This window comes from Erwinia sp. PPS120 (assembly GCF_047918655.1).
Taxonomy (GTDB): domain Bacteria; phylum Pseudomonadota; class Gammaproteobacteria; order Enterobacterales; family Enterobacteriaceae; genus Erwinia; species Erwinia tasmaniensis_A.
The window spans coordinates 1-21,923 of sequence record NZ_JBLREF010000013.1; the positions used below are offsets into that span (position 1 = coordinate 1).

Here is a 21,923-nt window from a genome sequence, read left to right on the forward strand (position 1 = left end):
GGTTTTTCGGGGGGATTACCAGAGCATCTCTTACATGCGACAGTTTCAATTTTAAAGCGCTTACTTCGTGCGATAGTGGCTGAGCATCTTCGCCTCTGCGAAGCAGGAACGAAGTAAGATCATTCAGTTTCTGTATGGAACCAGTAAGCTCCTGCCAGGCTTCTTTGTTGATTTCGGGAACAGAAGGGGGTAGTTGCTGAAGAGCTGAGGATCTCAGCCAACAGCTCCTACTTAGCTGTCCTCTGAAATGGTTTACTTTGCTCAGCTCGACTTCGTTTAATCTGACTGTTACTGAGTGTTTGCGAAGACGATTAGGGGGTAATTTTTTAACGACAGGATCATTGGTAAATGTAGAAGGAAACTCATCGTCGAATATAATATTGTTTTTTTTCATATCAACTCCTTTTTATATTTTTGATTAATAGCAAATCCATATGCTATCTATAATAAGTACCATAAAAATCAATCGCGTCAATGGGTTGGGTTTGGTTGTTTTTTGCTTTGATCTTTCTTTTTCAACCGAAGGGCAGAAAAAGCAAGGCAACTGAGCATCGCTCAGTTAGCCCTTGCTTGACCTAAAAGTGACTTTATTATAAAATTCATTCCGAGGAATATATATGCTAAATGACAACAACATTAGAGTTAGATTGATTGATTTTTTAACTACCAAAAGGCCAGCTCCTTTAAGCATTATTGAAGAGTTACATATAGAAAATGGCAGAGCGATTGCTGATGTTGTGGCAATACATAATAACCTGCATTGTTATGAAATTAAAGGTGAGTCTGATTCAATTAAAAGAATTAAAACACAAGCAAATTTCTATAACAAATCTTTTAGTAAAGTGACTCTCGTGACAACAAAAAATCATCTTTCTTGGGCTATAAAAAACAGTCCGAGCTTTTGGGGTATCTTATTGGTTGAGCACACGTCCAACGGCTCAATTTCACTTAAATATGTCAGAAAAACCAATAATAACCCCTACTTTTCTAAAGAAGCATCTTTAATGATGCTTTGGAAAGAAGAACTAATAAATATTGCCTCTGATATAAAAATTAAAACCAGAAGTTCTTACACAAGAAGCGAACTTGCGAATTTAATAAGCTGTTCCCTATCGAAAGAAAAAATATTAGAGGTTATCAGGATCACCATCTTAACTCGAAAAAGCCTAAGGAAGGCTATTTAACACAAATGATATATGTGTTGTTAACATTGCCTTTAACCATGAGGAAGGACTTCCTGCTTTATCAGGTTTGGCTAGTGAATAACTGCTCCTGTCATATACATATTTCTCACCGTAAGAGAAATTAACATGTCTAAAAAATTTTTGGTCATGAATTATAGTTGCTATTTGAAAATATTGTCCATTACCAAGCGGATCATTTTGAAATGATCCACCTCTAACACAAAAGCAATTGTTTTTATATGTGTAAAAAACTTTAGGTGTAGATATTTTTCTAAATAGTTTAGGATCTAACTCTATATCTGAGTAATCTGGACTTACAATTCCATAATCGGCATAAGTAATATTCGTTATACCTTTTTCATTTAATAAACTTTCCCAAATTTTCCATTCTGCTCTAACAAATGATTTACTTGTATAGGTTTCAATTAACTCTGAAATATTTGCTGGGATAGACGAACCAGAGATGATGATTTTGTCAAAATGAAATTCTTTATTTACATTTGACAAGAATATTTTTAAGTTGTCAATGTGCATTTTTTCTGAGTTGGGCGATATAAACCTTAAATCAATTATTAAATGAATTTCTTTAATGTTTAGCGATTGAATTTTAGTAAAAAACTTCTCAAGCCTCATTTTGGAAATTCTATAACTTTCTATATCCTCAGAAACAAGCCTTAACGCTAAAGAGTTTCGGCTATGCAATAGATGATTATATGCACTATTATTTCTTCTATCGGATCTATTTAACCCTACAACAGGAATGTATTTATAACCGGTTAATAAGGACAAAAGATATTCATATTGTTCTATGCCTTGAATGTCAATTTCATCATCAAGATCATAATTATCAATATAGAATTCCATTCCTTTTAATATAAAGTTAGAGTCTAATTTGTTCTTAAAGACACCAACTTTGTTTAAAACAGTCTTAACACTTTGATCTTTAGATTCTCTTGGAACATCAAAAAATGGAGTGATTTTTGTAAATAGTAATGAATCTGACTTATAGATCTCTCCAATAGCAAGTATTTCATTTGCTTTTGCTTTTAAGAACGGCACATATTTAGTCATCGAAACCAAGCTCCATCCTAACATTTATTGAATTGACCAAATCAGAAAAAATTCTGTAATTATTGTGTTTTTTTCTAACTGCACCCGCAGCTACAATAGGATTAATTGAGAATTTTTTACAAACTGCTAAAAGAGTTTGAGGTTCATCCTTAGTTCTAAAAAGACTTCTATTTGCTTCAATTGGGATCAGGCTTTCTGATGCAGCTCTATTTGCTTCAATTTCCGTCATGACTTGAGATTCATTCTCTAAATCATCAATTATTGGTGTTGATAACATATCATGATGCAAAGAAACATGAGATAATTCGTGCATCAAAGTGAACCAAAAATAGTCATAACGTGAATATCTTAAGCTCATAGCAATGACTGGGCTGTTGTTAGGGAGGTTGAATGCACATCCATCTAATTTTAAGCCTTTAAATGATTTTTCATATAAAATTATGATGCCGTATTCTTTTCGTAAAATTTCATCAATCTTCTTTAAAGACTCAACATTATTGCTTAGTTTAGCTATGTCAGATAAAGAATCATAATGTAAGCCTGTAAAAGGCTTTATTTCTTTTTCTATAAAATAGTTTGTGGCTTTATTTTCTACAATTGATAGCCATATGTTAGTCAGATCATCTTTTGAGTCGTGCTTTTTTCTAAAGAGTTTTTTGTTATTTGTTTTATAGTTTTTTGCGATGCTTAAGATAAATGAATTTTCACTTTCCCAATCGGGTTTTCGAGATGTTATCTCCTTGATATTTTTGTCAGATTTTATTTTTTTAAATGCTTTTAAAATATCTAAGTCACTTTCGTCAAATTTATTTGTTATCAGAAATTCTTCTTTAGGCTGCATCTGCGATATCTCCTAAGGCAGAAGCAATCTTCTCAGAGGCTTCAAAGTATCTTAGGTCTTCTTTTGAAGAGTCAATGCCAAAGTCTGTCATCCCTAAATGAGAATAAAACCCCTCAGCATCTGGCAATGAATGTAAACAGAATCCTGGACGGTAACCTAAAAAATTGCATGCATAATTAATGGCCTGATTTATAAGTTCTTTTCCTACTCCTGTATATTGGGGGCTATAATTAGGTCGCTTTCTATTCCAGTATGCAGATGCAAGATAATCAATATAGAAAATATTTTGATTGTCAATTTTGCTATTTTGAGGGAAATATATTATGCAAACACCTTGAATTTTTTCTTCTTTTAATAAATAAAACCATTCATATTGGGGACCATTACAATTGAACATTTTTTTTGTCCAATCCCAATGCCAGTCACCTAAGCTATTTTCTGTCATAATCTTTTGAGCTAAAGCAAAATCATTACTTATTTCTGGGTTTTGAGTTAAGAGAGTATTGATTAGATCACCGCGATAGCTGCCCCATTGCTGCTGCAAAGTTTGAGTTAAGTCAAATCTCAGTCCTCTTTCAATGATGCAATCTGTGTTTTCTCCAGAAGACTTGCATACAATCATTTGGGTACAACTCCTTGATATACTTATAATTACTTGATTTTAGCAATCAGTCATATCTTTATAATCTTTCAGATTTATCCAATAGTCAAATTTTTTTAATGTTTTCCCTGGGGGCAGAAAACTAGCAAATTATTTAATTATCCTTGAAAGGGATGTTTCAAGAATATCAATTTATCCATTCATGATTTTTTTCATATAAAGGAAATAAAATTCTTATTTTAAAAATAAAAAACCAATGCTTAAGATAGATATGAGGATGGTTAATCTTTGCCAAGGTTTTATTTCATCAAACCAAATTGCGATCTTTTGGAGCTTTAATAGTGGTTTTTTTGCATGAAAAAAACGTATGAAAAAATTGTTCTCTTTAATTTCCTTCACCGTTCTTGTGTGTTTTACGATTAAATGTAATGCATAGACTGAGCAAACAAGAATCGCTAATGATAAGTTACTTAACCTTTTCCCTAATGTAAAATATTCATATGTGGCTAAAACAAGTAGTAGAACGGTAAAGCAAAACCATGCTGGGAATGAAATCTTTTTAAACTTTAACTTCATAAGTTTGATTTTTTTCTTAATAAATTTATTCAGCCCCTTGTTTTTACTGTTATTACTTTCGTCTTTTTTGATTTCATCTTTTGTATTTGTTGGGTGCCTTCCATCATTTTGAGTAAATAATTTTTCTTTGGTATGTTCTTTTGTATTAGGTTCATCATATGGAGCTTTCATTTGGCCTTCCAAAGTTGGATTAAGTGTTTCAGAATCTTAAAACATAAAATAAAAATAAACAATAAGAAAGTAAGTTGTATGTATCTATATGATTTTAATGGGATTATTTTATTTATTGTTCTTATGTGATAAAAATTTGAAAATCATATTTATTAGCGCTATCTAAATTATAAATATTATTGGGGGAGTGGCTATGAGTGTTTTTATAAAATTTTTAGAATATATATGTGATGTTGCAAATAAAGTTTCTTTTGGTTTTTTTATGCTCATTGTTTTTATAATTGGATTTTCAATGGAAAGTTATTACTACGAAGCAAAGTATCTGATGGGTTTTTCGCTTTTATTTATTGCTAAGGGAATATTAGAGTTTGTGTTTGGTAACAAAAAAGTTAGCCCATTGTTATTCTTATTAACATAAGCGATTTTATATAGTGCTCTTTTTTGCATTTTGATTATAGCATAAAGGAGTATTCATTATTTTTATCAATAGGATATGATAAGTTTCATTTACAAAAGTGTTGTTATTTTTATGGTGGCACCTTTGGAGGACTCTATCAAATTAAAATAAAAAAATTATATACAGAACAAAAGGCTATCTGGAAGGTTTGAATCCTGTAGGGCCATGAAAATTGATTTATGGCTTTTTATTAAAGTTATAGGGTATTAACACCCTTTCTCTACATGCCTCAAGATAGTCAGCCCACCATTGCAACATGAGTCTCCGTTCTTCCAAATGCTCTGCTTTATGTATGTAAGCAGCCCGGACACTGTTGCGTTCCTGGTGGCTCATTTGTCTTTCCACAGCATCTCTCGACCATAATCCCGATTCGATTAAGGCACTACATGCCATAGTCCTGAAACCATGCCCGCAGACTTCAGCTTTCGTATCGTAGCCCATCGTCCTGAGTGCTTTGTTGACTGTGTTTTCACTAATAGGTTTGTCGTCCCCGGTAAAACCAATGAACATAAGTTCTTTGTTACCACTGATCGTATGAAGCTCTTCCATAAATGCTTTGGCTTGTGAACTTAAAGGAACCAAATGAGGCGTTTTCATTTTTGCCCCTCTTGCAGAATATTTTACCCCTTCCATAGGTTGTCGCTTTCCGGGGATAGTCCACAGTGAATTTTTGAGATCGACTTCTGACCAGCGAGCAAATCGCAGTTCACTCGAACGGACAAAGGTCAGGAGTGTTAACTGCACTGCAATTTGGGTAATGCCTCTTCCTTTATATGCTTCCAAACGATTCATAAGCTCTGGCAATCGTTCCAGAGAAAGGGCAGGGCGATGAACACTTTTAGTGGAAACAACAGCACCAGCGAGGTCGTTTGCAGGATTCTGTTCAATCAAAGCATTGTGAACGGCATACCTCATTACCGCCGTAATGCGCTGTTGTAAGCGGGAAGCCAGTTCATGGTGTCCTGAAGCTTCTGCTTTTTTCAAAGGAACCAACAAATCACGAGTTTTTAGCTCGCTGATATTACGTTTGCCGATGACAGGGAACACATGGGAAACAAGGCTGTTCAAAACAGTTGTTCTATGATTTTCTGACCAGGTTCTGTTACTGGTATGCCATTGTCGTGCAACTTGCTCAAATGTTAGCAAGCCCTTGCTCTCAATCTTTTGCGCTTTTCGCTTCTCACTTGGGTCTACATGGTTTGCAACGAGCTGACGAGCTTCATCTCTTCGTCGTCTGGCTTCGGACAATGAAACCTCAGGATAGACACCCAGTGCGAGTATTTTCTGTTTGCCAGCGAAGCGATACTGGAAACGCCAGTATTTGGAACCACTTGTGGTGATCAAAAGATGCATACCATTACCGTCTGTCAATTTGACAGGTTTATCAGAAGGCTTTGTATTTCTTACTGTTAACTCAGTGAGCGCCATACTAAAAACCCTCTTCTGATGGTATCTGCATTATCGAACTTAAAATACCAACATATGTACCAACAAAACAGCGTGGATTTTGAAATATGACGGTGTACGTTAGTGGGCTACGAAAAGAAGGTAAGCGTTTGAAATTGAAGAGTTGACTAGACTTTAAGATACTTAGATGGGCTAACATATGGTGTCCCCTGCAGGAATCGAACCTGCAACTAGCCCTTAGGAGGGGCTCGTTATATCCATTTAACTAAGGAGACGCAGCACAAGATAGCGACATACTCTTCGCCAGGGGCAGTATCTTAGCGCAACTGCTCGCTTTTTTTCAAGCAGTTGGAGCGGCCAGCGGGAATCGAACCCGCGTCATCAGCTTGGGAAGCTGAGGTAATACCATTATACGATGGCCGCCTGGTGGGTCGTGCAGGGTTCGAACCTGCGACCAATTGATTAAGAGTCAACTGCTCTACCAGCTGAGCTAACGACCCAGAGCGACAAGGATAGTATCATAAAATTTGACGCTAATGTTGAGGAATATCAAATATCTGAGCTGGGGCAAAAACAGGCCGCTTAGGTGCTGCTTTTATCAGCAGCTGCTTTATATGTTTCAGTCGAGATTATCTGAATTCTCCTTACGCGTGCTTACTTGCGCTGGATCAATATTTCCTGACTCGCAACGTTCTATTGTAAATCCACGTAAACAAGGGGCACCCTTGCTGTGAGAGAGAGGAACAGGCTATGTCGCTGAAATTTTCAATTGGGTTGATCCTGCTGGTATGGCTGGGATACGTGCTGTTTGCGAGTTCATTTTACGTTAAAACCTTTGCGCTTTTTAACTGAGCGCCTGCAATAAAGGGTAGCGCGCTGCGCCCAGCGGCTACCCTTTAAGTCATAACAGGATTCTGTTGCTCATAGTGCCTGATTCACTATGACGTTTTATTGCTCATATCGCTGCGGATTTGCGCATGGCTTATCAGCGCAAAGATAAAGGTGCCGCCGATGATATTTCCCGCCAGGGTGGGCAGGGCGAACGGCCAGAGAAATTCCTGCCAGCTGATAATGCCGTTAAACACCAGAAAAAGCGTTTCGACGGAACCGACCACAATATGCGTTAAGTCGCCTATCGCCACCAGCCACGTCATCAGCACAATAATCCAGAGCTTTGCCGTGCCCGCCGACGGGAACATCCAGACCATCGTGGCAATAATCCAGCCTGAAGCGATCGCTTTAGCAAACATCTCGCCCGGAGAGTTTTCCATCACCTTCTGACTGAGGCCGATAAACGCCGTGCGCGTGGCCTCATCGAAAATGGGCATATGCATAAAGGCCAGCGCCGCAACCGCCGTCCCAATCAGGTTACCGCCCAGCACGATGCCCCATAAGCGCAACAGCAGCAGAAAATTGCGGCCGGTCGGCTTATGCATTATCGGCAGCACGGCGGTGACGGTGTTCTCCGTAAACAGCTGCTGACGCGCCATGATGACGATAATAAAGCCAAAGGTGTACCCAAGGTTCTCCAGCAAAAAGGCGCCAGGGATCCCCTCAAAATGTAGGTGGAATATCCCTTTCGCCATCAGCGAGGCCCCCATCGACAGGCCCGCTGCAACGGCTGAAAACAGCAGCGCTAAGCCATCGCGCTCCAGCTCTTTTTCGCCCTCCTGGCGAATATGTTCATGCACAGCCGCCGCGCGCGAGGGCAGGGCTTCCTCATTCACCTCAATCTCTTCGCCGCTCTCACTCTCTTTGCTGTCAACTTCAACATCACTCTTTTTATTGGTTTTGTCGTTCACTTTGCGGCTCCTGTCGGCCCTGATACATAATGTGCCTGATAAGCGTAGCGGGTTTCCCGGCAGACGGAATGTAACGGTATTTAAGGATAAGGGTAACAAAGCTTTAACGATGGGGTATTTTTCATCATATTCCCTGTTTTTTGCGGGCATAATGCGCATGCCATGGGCAGGGGGAGATCGTGGTGAGACTGCGATGCCATGATTTCCTGTGGTACTATTTCATTCAACATTCACGAGTGCGACGTAATTTGATGCTGGAAGCCCACAATCTCACCTGCGTTCGAGACGAACGTACGCTGTTTAGCGATCTTAGTTTTACCGTTTCATCGGGCGACATCGTGCAGATTGAAGGCGCTAATGGCGCGGGCAAAACCTCGCTGCTGCGCATCCTCGCTGGCCTGAGCCGGGCTGAGCAAGGAGATGTGCGCTGGCATCAACATCCTGTTCATCGCCAGCGTGAGCGCTATCATGCGGATTTGCTCTACCTCGGCCATCAGCCCGGCGTGAAATCGGTATTGACCGCCTTTGAGAACCTGCGTTTTTTTCACCCCGCCCATTCACCAGAGGCCCTGCTGGCGGCGCTGGATGAGGTCGAACTGACGGGGTACGAAGAGGTGGCGGTGGGGCTGATGTCGGCAGGGCAGCAGCGCCGCGTGGCGCTGGCCAGGCTATGGTTGAGTCCCTCGCCGCTGTGGATCCTGGATGAGCCGCTGACCGCGATTGATGTCTCCGGGGTAAATAAGCTGACGGCGCTGTTTGAGCGCCATGCGACTGCTGGCGGCCTGGTCATTCTGACGACCCATCAGCACCTGCCCGCGTCGCGTCGCACGGTTCGCAAACTCTCGCTGACCTCTGCGGAGGTAATCTGATGTTCTGGCGCGTATTAAAGCGTGAGCTGCATATTGCCTTTCGCAGCGGCGCTGAAATCATTAACCCGCTGTGGTTTTTCCTGATCGTCATCACCCTGTTTCCGCTGGGTATCGGACCGGAACCCCAGCTGCTGGCGCGCATTGCCCCCGGTGTCGTCTGGGTGGCTGCGCTACTCTCTTCGCTGCTGGCGCTGGAGCGTCTGTTCCGCGATGACTTTGTAGATGGATCGCTGGAACAGCTGCTGCTGCTGCCCGCCCCGCTGCCGATAACGGTATTAGGGAAAGTAGCCGCTCACTGGGTAGTGACAGGACTGCCGCTGCTGCTGCTCTCTCCGCTGGCCGCGCTGCTGCTTTCGCTCGACGTTGCCCGCTGGCGCGCCCTTGCGCTGACGCTGCTGTTGGGGACGCCCACGCTTAGCCTGCTGGGCGCAATAGGCGTGGGGCTGACGGTCGGGTTGCGGCGCGGCGGCGTACTGTTGAGTCTGCTGGTGCTGCCGCTGGCGGTGCCAGTACTGATTTTTGCCAGCGCAGCGATAGACGCGGCGGGGCAGGGGCTGCCAATCGACGGATTCCTGGCGATTTTAGGCGCCATGCTGGTCGCCAGCATTACGCTGGCGCCTTTTGCCACCGCAGCCGCGTTGCGTGTAAGCGTGCATTAACCCTATTTTTATAAAAAACACCAGAACGCTTTTTCTTGGAATGTGAGCAAAATAATAATGTGGAAATGGTTTCATCAACAGGGTAAGCCTGACCGGCTCTACGGGTTATGTGGCCGTCTGATCCCCTGGTTTGCCGTGATGGGAATAGCTTCGCTCAGTTTAGGCTGGATATGGGGCTTCGGCTTTGCGCCCGCCGACTATCAGCAGGGCGACAGCTACCGCATCATGTATATCCACGTGCCCGCCGCGATGTGGTCGATGGGCATCTACGCCTCAATGGCCATCGCCGCGTTTGTCGGCCTGGTATGGCAGTGGAAAATGGCCGACCTGGCGGCAGCGGCGATGGCGCCGGTTGGCGCGGTATTCACCTTCATTGCGCTGGTTACCGGGTCTGCCTGGGGCAAGCCAATGTGGGGCACCTGGTGGATCTGGGATGCACGGCTGACCTCTGAACTGGTACTGCTGTTCCTCTATATGGGCGTAATCGCCCTGTCGAATGCTTTTGATGACCGCCGTATGGCCGGGCGGGCGGCGGGGATCCTGATCCTGGTGGGCGTGGTTAATCTGCCGATCATTCACTATTCAGTACAGTGGTGGAATACTCTGCACCAGGGCTCCTCCGGCATACTCCAGCAGGCCATTGACCCCAGCATGCGTACGCCGCTGCGCTGGTCAATTCTCGGTTATCTTCTGCTGTTTATCTCCCTGACGCTGATGCGTTTACGTAATCTGCTGCTCTTTACCGAGCGTCATCGCCCGTGGGTGGCTGAGGTGGTGGCAAAAGGAGGGCAAAAACGATGACCCCCGCTTTTTCATCCTGGCCGGCGTTCTTCGCCATGGGCGGCTATGCCTTCTACGTCTGGCTGGCCGTTGCCTGTACTCTGCTCGCGCTGGGCGGCCTCGTGCTGCACACCCTGTTACAGCGCCGCTGGCTGCTGGCCGATATTCGCAAGCGCCAGTCGCGCGAACGCCGCGTCCGTGCGGCAAAAAGCCAAAAAGCCGCCGGTGAAGCGGCAGGAGATCAACCGTGAATACCCGTCGTAAAAATCGCCTGATGGTGGTGGTGGCGATCCTGGTCGGCCTTGGACTGGCCACTTCGCTGGTGATGTACGCGCTGCGTTCCAACATCGACCTTTTTTATACCCCCAGTGAAATACTGAATGGGAAAGGAGAGGATCACAGCAAACCCGAACCGGGCCAGCGTCTGCGCGTCGGGGGAATGGTGATGCCAGGCAGCGTGAAGCGCGATGCGAATACGCTGCAGGTATCGTTCAAACTGTACGACGGTAACGGCGTGATTAGCGTGACCTATCTCGGTATCCTGCCCGACCTGTTCCGTGAAGGGCAGGGCGTGGTGGCGCAGGGAGTGCTGGAGAAGGGCAATCTGGTGAATGCCAAAGAGGTGCTGGCGAAGCACGATGAGAAATACACGCCGCCGGAAATTGAGGATGCAATGAAAAAGAACCATATAAGCCCGGTCACGGCCTGGCAGACAGGCACACCGGCAGGTCAGTCATGATGCCGGAAATCGGCAGTTTCCTGCTCTGTCTGGCGCTGGCCCTTTCGCTGCTGCTGAGCATTTATCCTCTGTGGGGCGCCGCGCGGCAGGACGTTCGTCTGATGGGGCTGGCGCGCCCGCTCAGCTATGCGCTGTTCGCCTGTATTGCCGCCGCCTTTATGATTTTGGTTCATGCCTTTGTCGTAAATGATTTCAGCGTGGCCTACGTGGCAGCCAACTCCAACACGCTGCTGCCGGTTTACTACCGGGTAGCGGCTACCTGGGGCGCACACGAGGGGTCGCTGCTGCTGTGGCTGCTGCTGCTCAGTACCTGGACGCTGTTAGTTGCGCTGTTCAGCCGGACCATGCCGCAGGATGCTATCGCTCGCGTTCTGGCGGTGATGGGGATGATCAACCTTGGCTTTCTGCTGTTTATCACCCTGACTTCTAACCCCTTTACCCGCACGCTGCCTGATTTCCCCATTGACGGCAGCGACCTCAACCCGATGTTGCAGGATATCGGCCTGATCTTTCACCCGCCGCTGCTCTATATGGGCTACGTCGGCTTCTCGGTGGCGTTTGCCTTTGCTATAGCTTCGCTGATGGCGGGCAGGCTCGACACCGCCTGGGCGCGCTGGTCGCGTCCGTGGACCACCGCCGCCTGGGTATTTCTGACTATGGGTATCGTCCTGGGGTCGGCGTGGGCCTATTACGAACTGGGCTGGGGCGGCTGGTGGTTCTGGGATCCGGTGGAGAATGCCTCCTTTATGCCGTGGCTGGCCGGGACGGCGCTGATCCACTCGCTGGCGGTGACCGAAAAGCGTGGCACCTTTAAGGCGTGGACGGTGCTGCTGGCCATTACCGCCTTTTCCCTTAGCCTGCTGGGCACCTTCCTGGTGCGATCCGGCGTGCTGATTTCGGTGCATTCCTTCGCCTCCGATCCGGCACGCGGCATGTTTATTCTCGCTTTCCTGGTGATCGTCATTGGCAGTTCACTGTTGCTCTACGCGGTTAAGGGCAGCAAGGTGCGCAGCCGGGTGCAGAATGAAGTCTGGTCGCGCGAGTCCTTCCTGCTCGGTAATAACGTGCTGCTGATCGCCGCGATGCTGGTGGTGCTGCTGGGAACGCTGCTGCCGCTGGTGCATAAGCAGCTCGGACTGGGCAGCATTTCGATAGGGGAACCCTTCTTCAACAGCCTGTTTACCCTGCTGATGGCCCCACTGGCGCTGCTGCTTGGCGTGGGGCCGCTGGTGCGCTGGCGGCGTGACCAGCCGCAAAAACTGTGGAAAAGGCTGGGCATTGCCGTCATGGGTACGCTGGTGCTGTCGATTCTGCTGCCGTGGCTGATGCAGGACCGTATTGAGGCAATGGCCGTCGTCGGCCTGCTGATGGCGGTGTGGGTTATTTTCCTGACCCTGATGGAGCTGCACGAACGGGCGACGCACCGCCACCGCTTTTTTGCCGGACTGCGTCATCTTTCCCGCAGCCACTGGGGCATGGTGCTCGGCCATCTTGGCGTGGCGGTCACCGTTATCGGTATCGCCTTCAGCCAGAACTACAGTGTGGAGCGCGATGTGCGGATGCGGCCTGGCGATACCGTGGATATTCACGCTTATCACTTCACCTTCCGCGATGTGCAGAAAATACAGGGTCCAAACTACACCGGCGGCGCGGGCATTATCGATGTAACCCGTCAGGGGCATCACGAGGCGACGTTACAGGCGGAGAAACGCTATTACAGCGTGGCGCACACCATGATGACCGAAGCGGCGATTAGCGGCGGACTGACCCGCGATCTCTACGCTGCGCTGGGTGAAGAGCTCGATGACGGCTCCTGGGCGGTGCGCATCTATTACAAACCTTTTGTGCGCTGGATCTGGTTCGGCGGGGTATTTATGGCGGTTGGCGGCATTTTCTGCCTGCTCGATCCGCGCTATCGCTCACGCCGGAAGGACGAAAGGAAGCCGACATGAATAAGAAGATACTTTACCTGCCGCTGGTGCTGTTTCTGCTGGTGGCCGCTGCGCTGATGTGGCAGCTGACGCGTAACGCAAACGGTGACGATCCCACACGGTTGGAGTCCGCGCTGGTGGGTAAGCCGGTACCGGTATTTAAGCTGGAATCGCTTAACCAGCCGGGAAAAACCTACGATCGCACGGTGCTGACCGACGGCAAACCCGTGCTGCTTAACGTCTGGGCGACATGGTGTCCCACCTGCCGTGCAGAGCATCAGTATCTCAACGTGCTGGCCGCACAGGGCGTGCGGGTGGTAGGTCTGAACTATAAGGACGATCGCGGCAAGGCGATTAACTGGTTAAATACGCTGGGTAATCCCTACGCGCTCAGCCTGTATGACGGTGACGGTATGCTTGGACTGGATTTGGGTGTTTATGGCGCACCTGAAACCTTTTTGATTGATGGCAAAGGGATTATCCGCTACCGCCACGCGGGGGATATGAATGCCGACGTCTGGGCGAAGGAAGTGAAGCCGCTTTGGGACAAATACAGCAGGGAAGGTGTATGAAACGTTTTTTTCTGATCGTGATAAGCCTGATAAGCCTGAGCGCGCTGGCCGGAAATATAGATACCTACCATTTCTCATCGGTGGCACAGGAGCAGCAGTATCGCCATTTAACTGAATCGCTGCGCTGCCCGAAATGCCAGAACAACAGCATTGCGGACTCAAATGCGATGATCGCTGGCGACATGCGGCTGAAGGTTTATGAGCTGCTGCAGGCCGGGCAGAGCCCGGCGCAGGTTAAACAGTATATGGTGGCCCGCTACGGCAACTTCGTGACTTACGACCCGCCGGTGATGCCGTCCACGCTGATCCTCTGGGCAGGCCCGGGGCTGTTTGTGATTATTGGCGCGCTGGTGATTATTCTGCGTAGCAGGAAGCGTCAGCTTATCGCCCCGCCACTGGATGATGCCGGGCAGGAGCGACTGGATGCGCTGTTGAAGAACAATGGGAAGCAATCATGAGTGCATTCTTATTAACCCTGCTGGTGCTGCTGATCGCCGCCTGCGGCCTGGTACTGGTTGCCGGTGGACGCAGGCATCCACCACTGGCGGCGGAGCGCGATGCGCTTAACACGCGTTTTTACCGCCAGCGCCTGCGGGAGCTGGAAGAGGATGAAGCCCAGGGCGTGGTGGGCGAACGCGCGGAGATGATCCGTGAGCTGCAGCAAACGCTGCTGCTGGATATTCCTGAGGATGAGCAGATCCACGCGCGCACCCTGAGCCGCTGGGTCCTGCTGCCTGGGATCCTGTTATTAATTGTCGTGACGCTGGGCTTTTATTTCAAAACCGGCGGTTTTGCGCAGGTGATGTCGTGGCAGCAGGCGCAACTCGACCTGCCTGCGCTGCGCGCCCAGGTGATGGATCCTAAAGCCGAACCTCTGAGTATGGATCAGCTGGCGCGGCTCGGGCTGGGGATCCGCACCTCGCTGCAAAGCGATCCCAGTAACGTGAATGACTGGCTGATGCTGGGGCGTATTGGCATGGTGATGAATAACGCGGCTACGGCGACGCAGGCTTTCCAGCACGCGATGCAGCTTGCGCCGGAAAACCCCGAGGCCAAACTGAGCTATGCTGATGTCCTGACGCGGTCGCAGGATCCGCAGAATCTTCGCCAGGCGGCGCAGATGCTGAGTGAAATGGCTAAGCAGGACGGGACGAATCTGCAGATTCTCAGTCTGTTGGCATTTAATGCTTTTGCCCGACAGGATTACGACCAGGCCATAGCCGAATGGCAAAAGATGTTACAATTGTTACCGGCCGACGATAAACGCTCGGACACAATACGGCGCAGCATTGAGCAGGCTCGTACCGATGCGGGCAGGCAGACAAGCCGCCTGGCGCTGAACGTCACGTTGGCGCCGGAGGTAGAAAAAATGTTACCGGAAGGCGGAGTGTTGTATATTTCCGTTTCCGATGGCGTTTCTTCCGTCCCTGTGGCGGTAAAGAAAATGCCGTTAAGCCATTTTCCACTTACGCTGACGCTGGACGACAGCAATGCCATGATGCCGGAACGCCTGCTTTCCGCGCAGCATCAGGTTCTGGTTCGGGTGCGTATCTCACGCGATGGCAGCGCCAACCCACAGGCCGGAGACTGGTTCGGTACCAGCGCAGTAACGCCATTTGACGGGCATCAGCAGCTGTCGATTGCAATTGACCGGCAGCAGAAGTAACCGCAGGCGTTTGACTTCAGACTACAGGAAGAGAGATATGAGCTACCGTGTGACGGGTATCGCGCTGGCGAGCGTACTGCTGATAGGGTGCGCCAGCTCCCAAACGGCGGATGAGCCGCAGGGACGATCCGATCCGCTGGAAGGGTTTAACCGGTCAATGTTTAACTTTAACTATAACGTTCTGGACCCTTACGTGGTGCGCCCCGTAGCCGTTGCATGGCGTGATTACGTGCCGATCCCTGCACGTACCGGGCTAAGCAACTTCCTCGGCAACCTCAGTGAGCCTTCCACAATGGTGAACTACTTTGTTGAGGGTAAGCCCTATAAGGCGATGATCCACTTCAACCGTTTCTTCCTGAATACCGTGCTGGGACTGGGAGGCTTTATTGACGTCGCGGGGATGGCTAATCCCAAGCTGGCGAAGGAAGAGCCGCGCCGTTTCGGCAGCACCCTGGGTAACTATGGCGTGGGCTACGGGCCTTACGTTGAACTTCCCGGCTACGGCAGTTTCACTCCGCGTGAAGACGCCGGTGGGCTGGTGGATGATCTGTACGCGCCGCTTAGCTGGCTGACCTGGTGGATGTCGGCAGGGAAGTGGGCGCTGGAAGGGGTGGAAACCCGAGCTCAGCTGCTGGATTCCGATGCGATTCTGCATAACTCCAACGATCCTTACGCCTTCGTGCGCGCGGCCTATTTCCAGCGCCACGATTTCCTTGCCAGCGACGGTAAGCTGCTCCCGCAGGAGAATCCGAACGCCTCGGCGATTCAGGGCGATCTCAACGATATCGACGCTAACTAACCCCTCCCGCGCGGCAAGGGAACGGCAGAGAAATGCCTGGCTGTTCCTTGTCGCCCCGTACTGACGGATTGCGGTAGCCGTGCATCTGTGAACGTTCCGCATTAAATCGACGCGTGCTGAACACAGGCAGCAGGGGAGAAGCGCTTTCTCTCCCCTGCTGGCTTCGTCTGTTAAAGGTGAATCAGAACTTATAGTTAAAGTTTGCGCCGTACAGCCAGGCTTTGCCGGTTGAGTTGAAGGTGTAAGGGCCCTCTTCAACCGTGACGTGCTGGCCATGCATGTAGGAGACGCCGACATCGACAGAAGCATCCTGCGTGAAGGCGTAGGAGGCCCCCGCGCTCAGCCACAGACGATCCTGATCGGGAATGGAGATGGAACGCTTATCGGCAGGAACCGGACTGTCATCAAAGGCAATACCGGTGCGAAATGTCCAGTTCTCATCATAGAAGTAGGAGGTGCCCAGCGCGATACGGTAAGCATCTTTGAAACCTTCATCTTTATAGAACAGCGTTTGTCCGCCGTTGCCGGTCGCTTTCAGCTGCTGGAACTGGCTCCAGCTGGTATAAGCCAGACTATAGTGGACGGCCCACTGCGGAGCGACTTTATGATAGCCGGAGACTTCCCACATTTCCGGCAGATCCAGGCTCAGCGAGCCTGGTATGGTATTGCCGTTGGTACCGTAAGGCAGGCCGAGATTCAGCGCCTGATTAATGGGATTGAGGTAGCCCGGCACGCTGCTCTTGTAGTCGCCGTCAAAATCAACTTTCACTTCAGAACGATAAGTAAAGCCAAAGCGGTTATCCTTATCCACTTCGTAAAGAATGCCTGCGTTCCAGCCATAGCCCCACTCATTCCCTTTTAGGCGGGTTATCTGCGTATCCGCAGGTAATCCGAGCGCTGAACCGGTCTCACCCGCATAACGCTCAATTTTAGCGCGGGCATAAACGGCATCAAAGCCTACGCCAAAGCTGAAATGTTCATTCAGGCGATAAGCCGTGCTTAAATTGAGATTAACGGTCTGTAAATCAGTTTTACCGGCGTAGGGCCCGGCCGTGTAATCACTATTATATTCCGTCGCCAGACCATAATTAGAGGTGGCGGAGGCGCCGAGCCACCAGCTATCGTTAATCGGTTGAACATAATGAATATTCGGTACCCACTGGGTGGGGGCAATATTATTGGCATTCAGGCTGCGGCCCGTAGGGCTGTTACCGTCCACCGAAACATCGGGGTCAATAAATACCGCACCGACCGAAAATAGAGGCCGATCCATCAGCGCCATCGTGGCGGGGTTACGGCTGGCGGAGGCGGCGGTATCCCCCATTGCGCCTTCACCAGAATAGGCGCGGCCCAGACCGATAGCGGAAAACTCATTAAGCTGAAAGCCGGCTGCTGAAACGTTTGACGAGATAAGTGCGACTGCCACCGCAAGAGAAGACTTATTTAACAGGGATTTATGGTTCATGACCACAACCTCATTATCGGTTTTTTTATTAAGCTCTGTTACATGGCGTAACAGGGGATCGCGAATTGTAGGGGCTGATATACGGCTCACAAATCAGACCAGTGCCACAGTATAGGTCCGACCTGTGTCTAAGTTGCAATATTGTTTTATAAATATTGCAGAAGTGATCATAAAAAAGAGATCTCTATTACAAATACCGTCTGATAACGCTTCAGGCCGCGTCAGTTTGCGTTAGATCAAATTTAACGGTGATTTTCGTCACTAAACCCCGTTTATTCAGGCTGCTCTCAGACAAGCCAGAAAGAGAGGCGTAAACTTGGCGCAGATAATTAATGACGCGCTGCCCTCAGGCAGATAACTGGAGATCCTATGACGCATTCAATTAATAAATGCAGCGCCAATGAAACGGCGGCCTGCTGTTGTGTTGACGTTGGCACTATCATGGATAACACCGACTGTACGGCAGGCTGGAGTCAGCTATATAGCGATCACCAGCAGGCCGCTGCTGTACTGGCCCAGCTGACAGAAAAAGCCCGCAACATTGAATCCGAGCCCTGTGTTATCACCAGCCGCTATAGCGAGCAGCCCGATGGTGTGCGCCTGGACGCTGACTTTACCTTTTGCTGTCAGGCTGAAACCATGATCTTCCAGCTCGGCCTGCGTTAAGTTCTTTGCCCCGGTGAGCAGCTGCCGCTTGCTCACCGGGGCACAAAGCGTGTGTTTCCTCTCATTTTTATCCCTCTCTCCGTGCACCTTGTAAAATTCTTGTTAACATTAGAGGTCTGACCTCTTTGGCAATGATGCCCGTGACCCTTAACAGGTGATAAGAATGAGCAAAGCGCTTCCTTTGCTGACGCGCAGTGGCGATCGCATCGCCATTACTCACGGATTACGCACTCCCTTTGCCCGGCAGGCGACCGCGCTGCACGGCATTCCCGCTGTGGCGCTGGGCCAGATGCTAATTAGCGAACTGCTGGCGCGTAGCGACTTTCCTCCAGAGGTGATTGAGCTGCTGGTGTTTGGCCAGGTGGTGCAGATGCCGGAGGCACCGAACATTGCGCGGGAAATTGTCCTCGGCACCGGAATGAGCGTCCATACCGACGCCTGGAGCGTCAGCCGCGCCTGCGCCACCAGCTTTCAGGCGGTAGCCAACGTGGCGGAAAGCCTGATGGTGGGGCATATCCAGGCGGGTATCGCTGGCGGGGCAGATTCCTCTTCGGTCCTGCCCATCGGCGTGAGTAAAAAGCTGGGCAGGGTGCTGGTGGATCTCAGCAAGGCCAGAAGCTTTTCGCAGAAAATGAAGCTCATCAGCCAGCTTCGGCCACGCGATTTGCTGCCCGTTCCACCCGCCGTGGCGGAATATTCTACCGGACTGCGGATGGGCGACACCGCCGAGCAGATGGCAAAAAGCCATGCAATTACCCGCGAGCAGCAGGATGCGCTGGCGCATCGCTCACACCAGCGGGCGGCGCAGGCATGGCAGGAGGGCAGGCTGAGCGGTGAGGTCATGACCGCCTGTGTACCGCCCTGGCATATGCCGTTTGCGCAGGATAATAACGTGCGGCTAAATTCAGGCCTTGCGGATTACGCGAAGCTGCGGCCTGCTTTCGATCGTCACCACGGCACGGTGACCGCCGCCAACAGCACGCCGCTCACCGACGGTGCTGCCGCGGTGGTCTTGATGAGTGAATCGCGGGCAAAATCGCTGGGCATTACACCGCTTGGCTATCTGCGCAGCTATGCCTTTACCGCCATCGATGTGCGCCACGATATGCTGCTGGGTCCGGCCTGGGCCTCGCCGCTGGCGCTGGAGCGGGCCGGCCTCACCCTTGGCGATCTGACGCTGATCGATATGCACGAAGCCTTTGCCGCGCAGACGCTGGCCAATTTGAAAATGTTTGCGGACCCACATTTTGCCCGCGATGTCCTCAATCGCCCCCAGGCGCTGGGGGAGGTGGATGACGAAAAATTTAACGTGCTGGGCGGGTCAATTGCCTATGGTCACCCTTTTGCCGCGACGGGCGCCCGTATGATCACCCAGACGCTCCATGAGCTGCGCCGACGCGGAGGCGGCCTGGGCCTGGTCACCGCCTGTGCAGCCGGTGGCCTGGGTGCCGCAATGGTTCTGGAGGCAGAGTGATGGAAAATTCAACGGCGTTTTCACTACTCATGCGTCCCGACAATGTGGCGGTGATCACTCTTGACGTTCCCGGCGAAAAGGTGAATACGCTCAGGGCGGAGTTTGCCAGCCAAATCCGCGAGGTTATTGCACGTGCCCGCGAAAATCCGCAGCTGGCCGGGCTGGTATTGATTTCAGGTAAGCCGGACTCTTTTATCGCTGGGGCCGATATTGCGATGATCGCCGGATGTCAAACGGCGGGGGAGGCGGAAACGCTGGCGCGTGAAGGGCAAAAAGTGATGGCGGAGATTGCCGCGCTGCCGGTGCCGGTGGTGGCTGCGATCCATGGCGCCTGCCTCGGGGGCGGTCTGGAACTGGCGCTGGCCTGCAATCAGCGCGTCTGTACCCTGGACGATAAAACCCGTCTTGGCCTGCCGGAGGTTCAGCTGGGCCTGCTGCCCGGATCGGGTGGCACGCAGCGGCTGCCGCAGCTTGTCGGCGCTTCTGCCGCGCTGGATCTTATCCTCAGCGGGCGAACCCTGCGTGCCCGTCAGGCGCTAAAAATGGGTCTGGTAGATGAGGCGGTGCCACAGTCTGTCCTGCTGGATACCGCAGTAAACCGGGTGTTGCAGGGGAGGACGCTGAAAAAAGCGCAGCCGCTGCGTCAGCGGCTGCTGAATGCGCCTGCCGGACGGGCCTTACTTTTTGCTTTCGCCCGCAGACAGACCCGGGCCAAAACCCGGGGGAACTATCCGGCCACCGACAAAATCCTCTCCGTGGTACGCACTGGACTACAGCACGGTAGCGGCAGCGGCTATGATGCGGAAGCCAAAGCCTTCGGGCAGCTGGCCATGACGCCCGAGTCCGCCGCGCTGCGCAGTATTTTCTTCGCCACCAGCGAAATGAAAAAAGAACCAGGAGCGGACGCGCAGCCGCACCCGATCAGGAGCGTCGGCGTACTGGGCGGTGGGCTGATGGGGGGCGGAATAGCCTGCGTCGTGGCCTCGCGCGGCAGTCTGCCGGTGCGTATCAAAGATATCAACGGCGCGGGTATTAACCACGCCATGAAATACAGCTGGGATCGCCTGACTAAGCAGGTGAACCAACGGCGTATCAGCCCGGCTGAACGACAGCAGCAGATGGCGCGTATCACGGGCAGCACTGACTTTTCCGGTTTTTCCCGGCGCGACGTGGTGCTGGAGGCGGTATTCGAAGCGCTGCCTCTGAAGCAGCAGATGGTGGCAGAGGTGGAGGCGCACTGCGGCCCGAAAACGATATTCGCTTCGAACACCTCCTCCATTCCCATCGGCGATATCGCCGCCGGGGCGCAGCGACCGGAAAACGTTGTTGGCCTGCACTTTTTCAGCCCGGTTGACAAAATGCCGCTGGTTGAGGTGATCCCCCACGCAGGGACCCATGCTGAAACCGTTGCCACGACCGTGGCGCTGGCAAAAAAACTGGGTAAAACGCCGATAGTCGTGGCGGATCGCGCCGGTTTTTACGTTAACCGCATTCTGGCGCCCTACATAAATGAAGCGCTGCACTGCCTGCTCTCAGGAGAGCCGATAGAGGCGATAGATAACGCGCTGGTGCAGTTTGGTTTTCCGGTCGGTCCCATCCAGCTCCTTGATGAGGTTGGCATTGATATCGGTACGCATATTCTGCCCATTCTGACCCAGGCATGGGGAGAGCGTTTCAGCGCGCCCGCAGCGGTAGCGGCGATCCTGAATGACGATCGTAAAGGCCGTAAAAACGGTCGGGGCTTCTATCTGTATGACGGCCGTCGGTTGAGCAGAAAAAAACGGGCCGATCCCAACATCTACAGGCTGCTTAATCTCACCCCCCGGACGCACCTCAGCGGTGAAAATATTGCCCAGCGCTGTGTGATGATGATGCTGAATGAAGCGGCGAGAACGCTGGATGAGCAGGTGATCCTGTCCCCCCGCGATGGCGATATCGGCGCCATATTCGGCGTCGGTTTTCCGCCTTTCCTGGGGGGACCTTTCCGCTATATGGACAGGCTCGGTGCGGAAGAGGTGGTGCGGACCCTGGAGCGGCTGACCCATGACCAGGGGGAGCGTTTTACCCCCTGCCAACGGCTGCGTGAAATGGCGCTAACCCGGTCAAAATTCTGGCCCGCCAGGGAGGATTTAAATAGCCATGCAGATTCAGCGGGTTAGATTTTTGCCTTCAGAAGGGGGATAATGGGCCTAT

General features: G+C 50.5%; 23 protein-coding genes and 3 tRNA genes. 15 read left to right on the plus strand and 11 right to left on the minus strand.

Translation table 11 applies throughout. The features are described 5' to 3' along the window. The coding region (locus ACLRGG_RS07795; RefSeq protein WP_416249196.1) for a hypothetical protein at window positions 1-394 on the minus strand (394 nt) is incomplete at its 3' end. 223 nt (window positions 395-617) lie between these two features. Here ACLRGG_RS07795 and ACLRGG_RS07800 point away from each other — a divergent pair. After that, window positions 618-1,184: a sce7726 family protein gene (locus ACLRGG_RS07800; protein WP_416249197.1), complete on the plus strand. Its 567-nt coding sequence runs from the start codon at window positions 618-620 to the stop codon at window positions 1,182-1,184. Here ACLRGG_RS07800 and ACLRGG_RS07805 read toward each other — a convergent pair. The 4 genes from ACLRGG_RS07805 to ACLRGG_RS07820 form a co-directional block, all read right to left on the minus strand. Then, window positions 1,167-2,255 (minus strand): beta family protein, encoded by a 1,089-nt coding sequence (locus tag ACLRGG_RS07805; RefSeq protein ID WP_416249198.1) that lies wholly within the window; start codon window positions 2,253-2,255, stop codon window positions 1,167-1,169. The two genes, ACLRGG_RS07800 and ACLRGG_RS07805, sit on opposite strands and share 18 nt — an antisense overlap. Next, window positions 2,248-3,096, minus strand: a complete 849-nt coding sequence (locus ACLRGG_RS07810; RefSeq protein ID WP_416249199.1) for an ImmA/IrrE family metallo-endopeptidase — start codon at window positions 3,094-3,096, stop codon at window positions 2,248-2,250. The genes ACLRGG_RS07805 and ACLRGG_RS07810 overlap by 8 nt, the downstream gene beginning before the upstream one ends. Then, window positions 3,086-3,718, minus strand: coding sequence for a hypothetical protein (locus tag ACLRGG_RS07815; RefSeq protein WP_416249200.1), 633 nt, complete (start codon window positions 3,716-3,718; stop codon window positions 3,086-3,088). The genes ACLRGG_RS07810 and ACLRGG_RS07815 overlap by 11 nt, the downstream gene beginning before the upstream one ends. Window positions 3,719-3,931: 213 nt before the next feature. Further along, window positions 3,932-4,444 carry a hypothetical protein gene (locus ACLRGG_RS07820; protein ID WP_416249201.1) on the minus strand — a complete coding sequence of 171 codons (513 nt, stop codon included), beginning with the start codon at window positions 4,442-4,444 and terminating at the stop codon, window positions 3,932-3,934. Window positions 4,445-4,637: 193 nt separating this feature from the next. Between ACLRGG_RS07820 and ACLRGG_RS07825 the strand changes: the two genes are divergently transcribed. Further along, on the plus strand, window positions 4,638-4,862 hold the full coding sequence (locus ACLRGG_RS07825; RefSeq protein ID WP_416249202.1) for a hypothetical protein: 225 nt from the start codon (window positions 4,638-4,640) through the stop codon (window positions 4,860-4,862). Window positions 4,863-5,078: 216 nt separating this feature from the next. Here ACLRGG_RS07825 and ACLRGG_RS07830 read toward each other — a convergent pair whose 3' ends face one another. The 5 genes from ACLRGG_RS07830 to ACLRGG_RS07850 all read right to left on the minus strand — a co-directional run bounded on the left by ACLRGG_RS07830 (window position 5,079) and on the right by ACLRGG_RS07850 (window position 8,110). After that, window positions 5,079-6,329, minus strand: coding sequence for a tyrosine-type recombinase/integrase (locus ACLRGG_RS07830; protein WP_416249203.1), 1,251 nt, complete (start codon window positions 6,327-6,329; stop codon window positions 5,079-5,081). A 179-nt stretch (window positions 6,330-6,508) separates the two neighbouring features. Further along, a tRNA-Arg gene (locus tag ACLRGG_RS07835) sits at window positions 6,509-6,583 on the minus strand. 74 nt (window positions 6,584-6,657) lie between these two features. Further along, a tRNA-Gly gene (locus ACLRGG_RS07840) sits at window positions 6,658-6,731 on the minus strand. A gap of 1 nt (window position 6,732) precedes the next feature. Next, window positions 6,733-6,808, minus strand: a tRNA-Lys gene (locus tag ACLRGG_RS07845). Between the two features lie 438 nt (window positions 6,809-7,246). Further along, on the minus strand, window positions 7,247-8,110 hold the full coding sequence (locus tag ACLRGG_RS07850) for a formate/nitrite transporter family protein (RefSeq protein WP_416249204.1): 864 nt from the start codon (window positions 8,108-8,110) through the stop codon (window positions 7,247-7,249). Between the two features lie 251 nt (window positions 8,111-8,361). On the opposite strand from ACLRGG_RS07850, the gene ccmA reads away from it, so the two are divergent. From ccmA to mlaA, 10 genes are read left to right on the plus strand one after another with little or no spacing between them, the layout of a single operon-like run. Then, window positions 8,362-8,979, plus strand: a complete 618-nt coding sequence (gene ccmA / locus ACLRGG_RS07855) for a cytochrome c biogenesis heme-transporting ATPase CcmA (RefSeq protein ID WP_416249300.1) — start codon at window positions 8,362-8,364, stop codon at window positions 8,977-8,979. Next, entirely contained in the window at window positions 8,979-9,638 is a 660-nt protein-coding gene (ccmB, locus tag ACLRGG_RS07860) for a heme exporter protein CcmB (RefSeq protein WP_416249205.1), read from the plus strand. Before ccmA ends, ccmB begins: the two co-directional genes overlap by 1 nt. Window positions 9,639-9,695: 57 nt before the next feature. Further along, window positions 9,696-10,439: a heme ABC transporter permease gene (locus ACLRGG_RS07865; protein ID WP_416249206.1), complete on the plus strand. Its 744-nt coding sequence runs from the start codon at window positions 9,696-9,698 to the stop codon at window positions 10,437-10,439. Continuing rightward, window positions 10,436-10,669 carry a heme exporter protein CcmD gene (gene ccmD, locus ACLRGG_RS07870; RefSeq protein WP_067705800.1) on the plus strand — a complete coding sequence of 78 codons (234 nt, stop codon included), beginning with the start codon at window positions 10,436-10,438 and terminating at the stop codon, window positions 10,667-10,669. Before ACLRGG_RS07865 ends, ccmD begins: the two co-directional genes overlap by 4 nt. Then, window positions 10,666-11,157 carry a cytochrome c maturation protein CcmE gene (gene ccmE, locus ACLRGG_RS07875; RefSeq protein ID WP_416249207.1) on the plus strand — a complete coding sequence of 164 codons (492 nt, stop codon included), beginning with the start codon at window positions 10,666-10,668 and terminating at the stop codon, window positions 11,155-11,157. Before ccmD ends, ccmE begins: the two co-directional genes overlap by 4 nt. Next, a complete protein-coding gene (locus tag ACLRGG_RS07880; RefSeq protein ID WP_416249208.1) occupies window positions 11,154-13,109 on the plus strand; it encodes a heme lyase CcmF/NrfE family subunit in 1,956 nt (651 codons plus the stop codon). Before ccmE ends, ACLRGG_RS07880 begins: the two co-directional genes overlap by 4 nt. Beyond that, entirely contained in the window at window positions 13,106-13,660 is a 555-nt protein-coding gene (locus ACLRGG_RS07885) for a DsbE family thiol:disulfide interchange protein (RefSeq protein WP_416249209.1), read from the plus strand. Before ACLRGG_RS07880 ends, ACLRGG_RS07885 begins: the two co-directional genes overlap by 4 nt. Then, a complete protein-coding gene (locus tag ACLRGG_RS07890) occupies window positions 13,657-14,118 on the plus strand; it encodes a cytochrome c-type biogenesis protein (RefSeq protein ID WP_416249210.1) in 462 nt (153 codons plus the stop codon). Before ACLRGG_RS07885 ends, ACLRGG_RS07890 begins: the two co-directional genes overlap by 4 nt. Next, window positions 14,115-15,326: a c-type cytochrome biogenesis protein CcmI gene (ccmI, locus tag ACLRGG_RS07895; RefSeq protein WP_416249211.1), complete on the plus strand. Its 1,212-nt coding sequence runs from the start codon at window positions 14,115-14,117 to the stop codon at window positions 15,324-15,326. The genes ACLRGG_RS07890 and ccmI overlap by 4 nt, the downstream gene beginning before the upstream one ends. A 37-nt stretch (window positions 15,327-15,363) precedes the next feature. Further along, window positions 15,364-16,125: a phospholipid-binding lipoprotein MlaA gene (gene mlaA / locus ACLRGG_RS07900; RefSeq protein ID WP_416249212.1), complete on the plus strand. Its 762-nt coding sequence runs from the start codon at window positions 15,364-15,366 to the stop codon at window positions 16,123-16,125. 181 nt (window positions 16,126-16,306) lie between these two features. On the opposite strand, the gene fadL is transcribed toward mlaA, so the two are convergent. Beyond that, a complete protein-coding gene (gene fadL, locus ACLRGG_RS07905) occupies window positions 16,307-17,590 on the minus strand; it encodes a long-chain fatty acid transporter FadL (RefSeq protein ID WP_416249213.1) in 1,284 nt (427 codons plus the stop codon). Window positions 17,591-17,959: 369 nt separating this feature from the next. Between fadL and ACLRGG_RS07910 the strand changes: the two genes are divergently transcribed. The 3 genes from ACLRGG_RS07910 to fadJ all read left to right on the plus strand — a co-directional run bounded on the left by ACLRGG_RS07910 (window position 17,960) and on the right by fadJ (window position 21,889). Further along, window positions 17,960-18,256 carry a YfcZ/YiiS family protein gene (locus tag ACLRGG_RS07910; protein WP_416249214.1) on the plus strand — a complete coding sequence of 99 codons (297 nt, stop codon included), beginning with the start codon at window positions 17,960-17,962 and terminating at the stop codon, window positions 18,254-18,256. Between the two features lie 163 nt (window positions 18,257-18,419). After that, window positions 18,420-19,730: an acetyl-CoA C-acyltransferase FadI gene (fadI, locus tag ACLRGG_RS07915; RefSeq protein WP_416249215.1), complete on the plus strand. Its 1,311-nt coding sequence runs from the start codon at window positions 18,420-18,422 to the stop codon at window positions 19,728-19,730. Then, window positions 19,730-21,889, plus strand: coding sequence for a fatty acid oxidation complex subunit alpha FadJ (gene fadJ, locus ACLRGG_RS07920; RefSeq protein WP_416249301.1), 2,160 nt, complete (start codon window positions 19,730-19,732; stop codon window positions 21,887-21,889). Before fadI ends, fadJ begins: the two co-directional genes overlap by 1 nt. Window positions 21,890-21,923 lie beyond the last annotated feature (34 nt).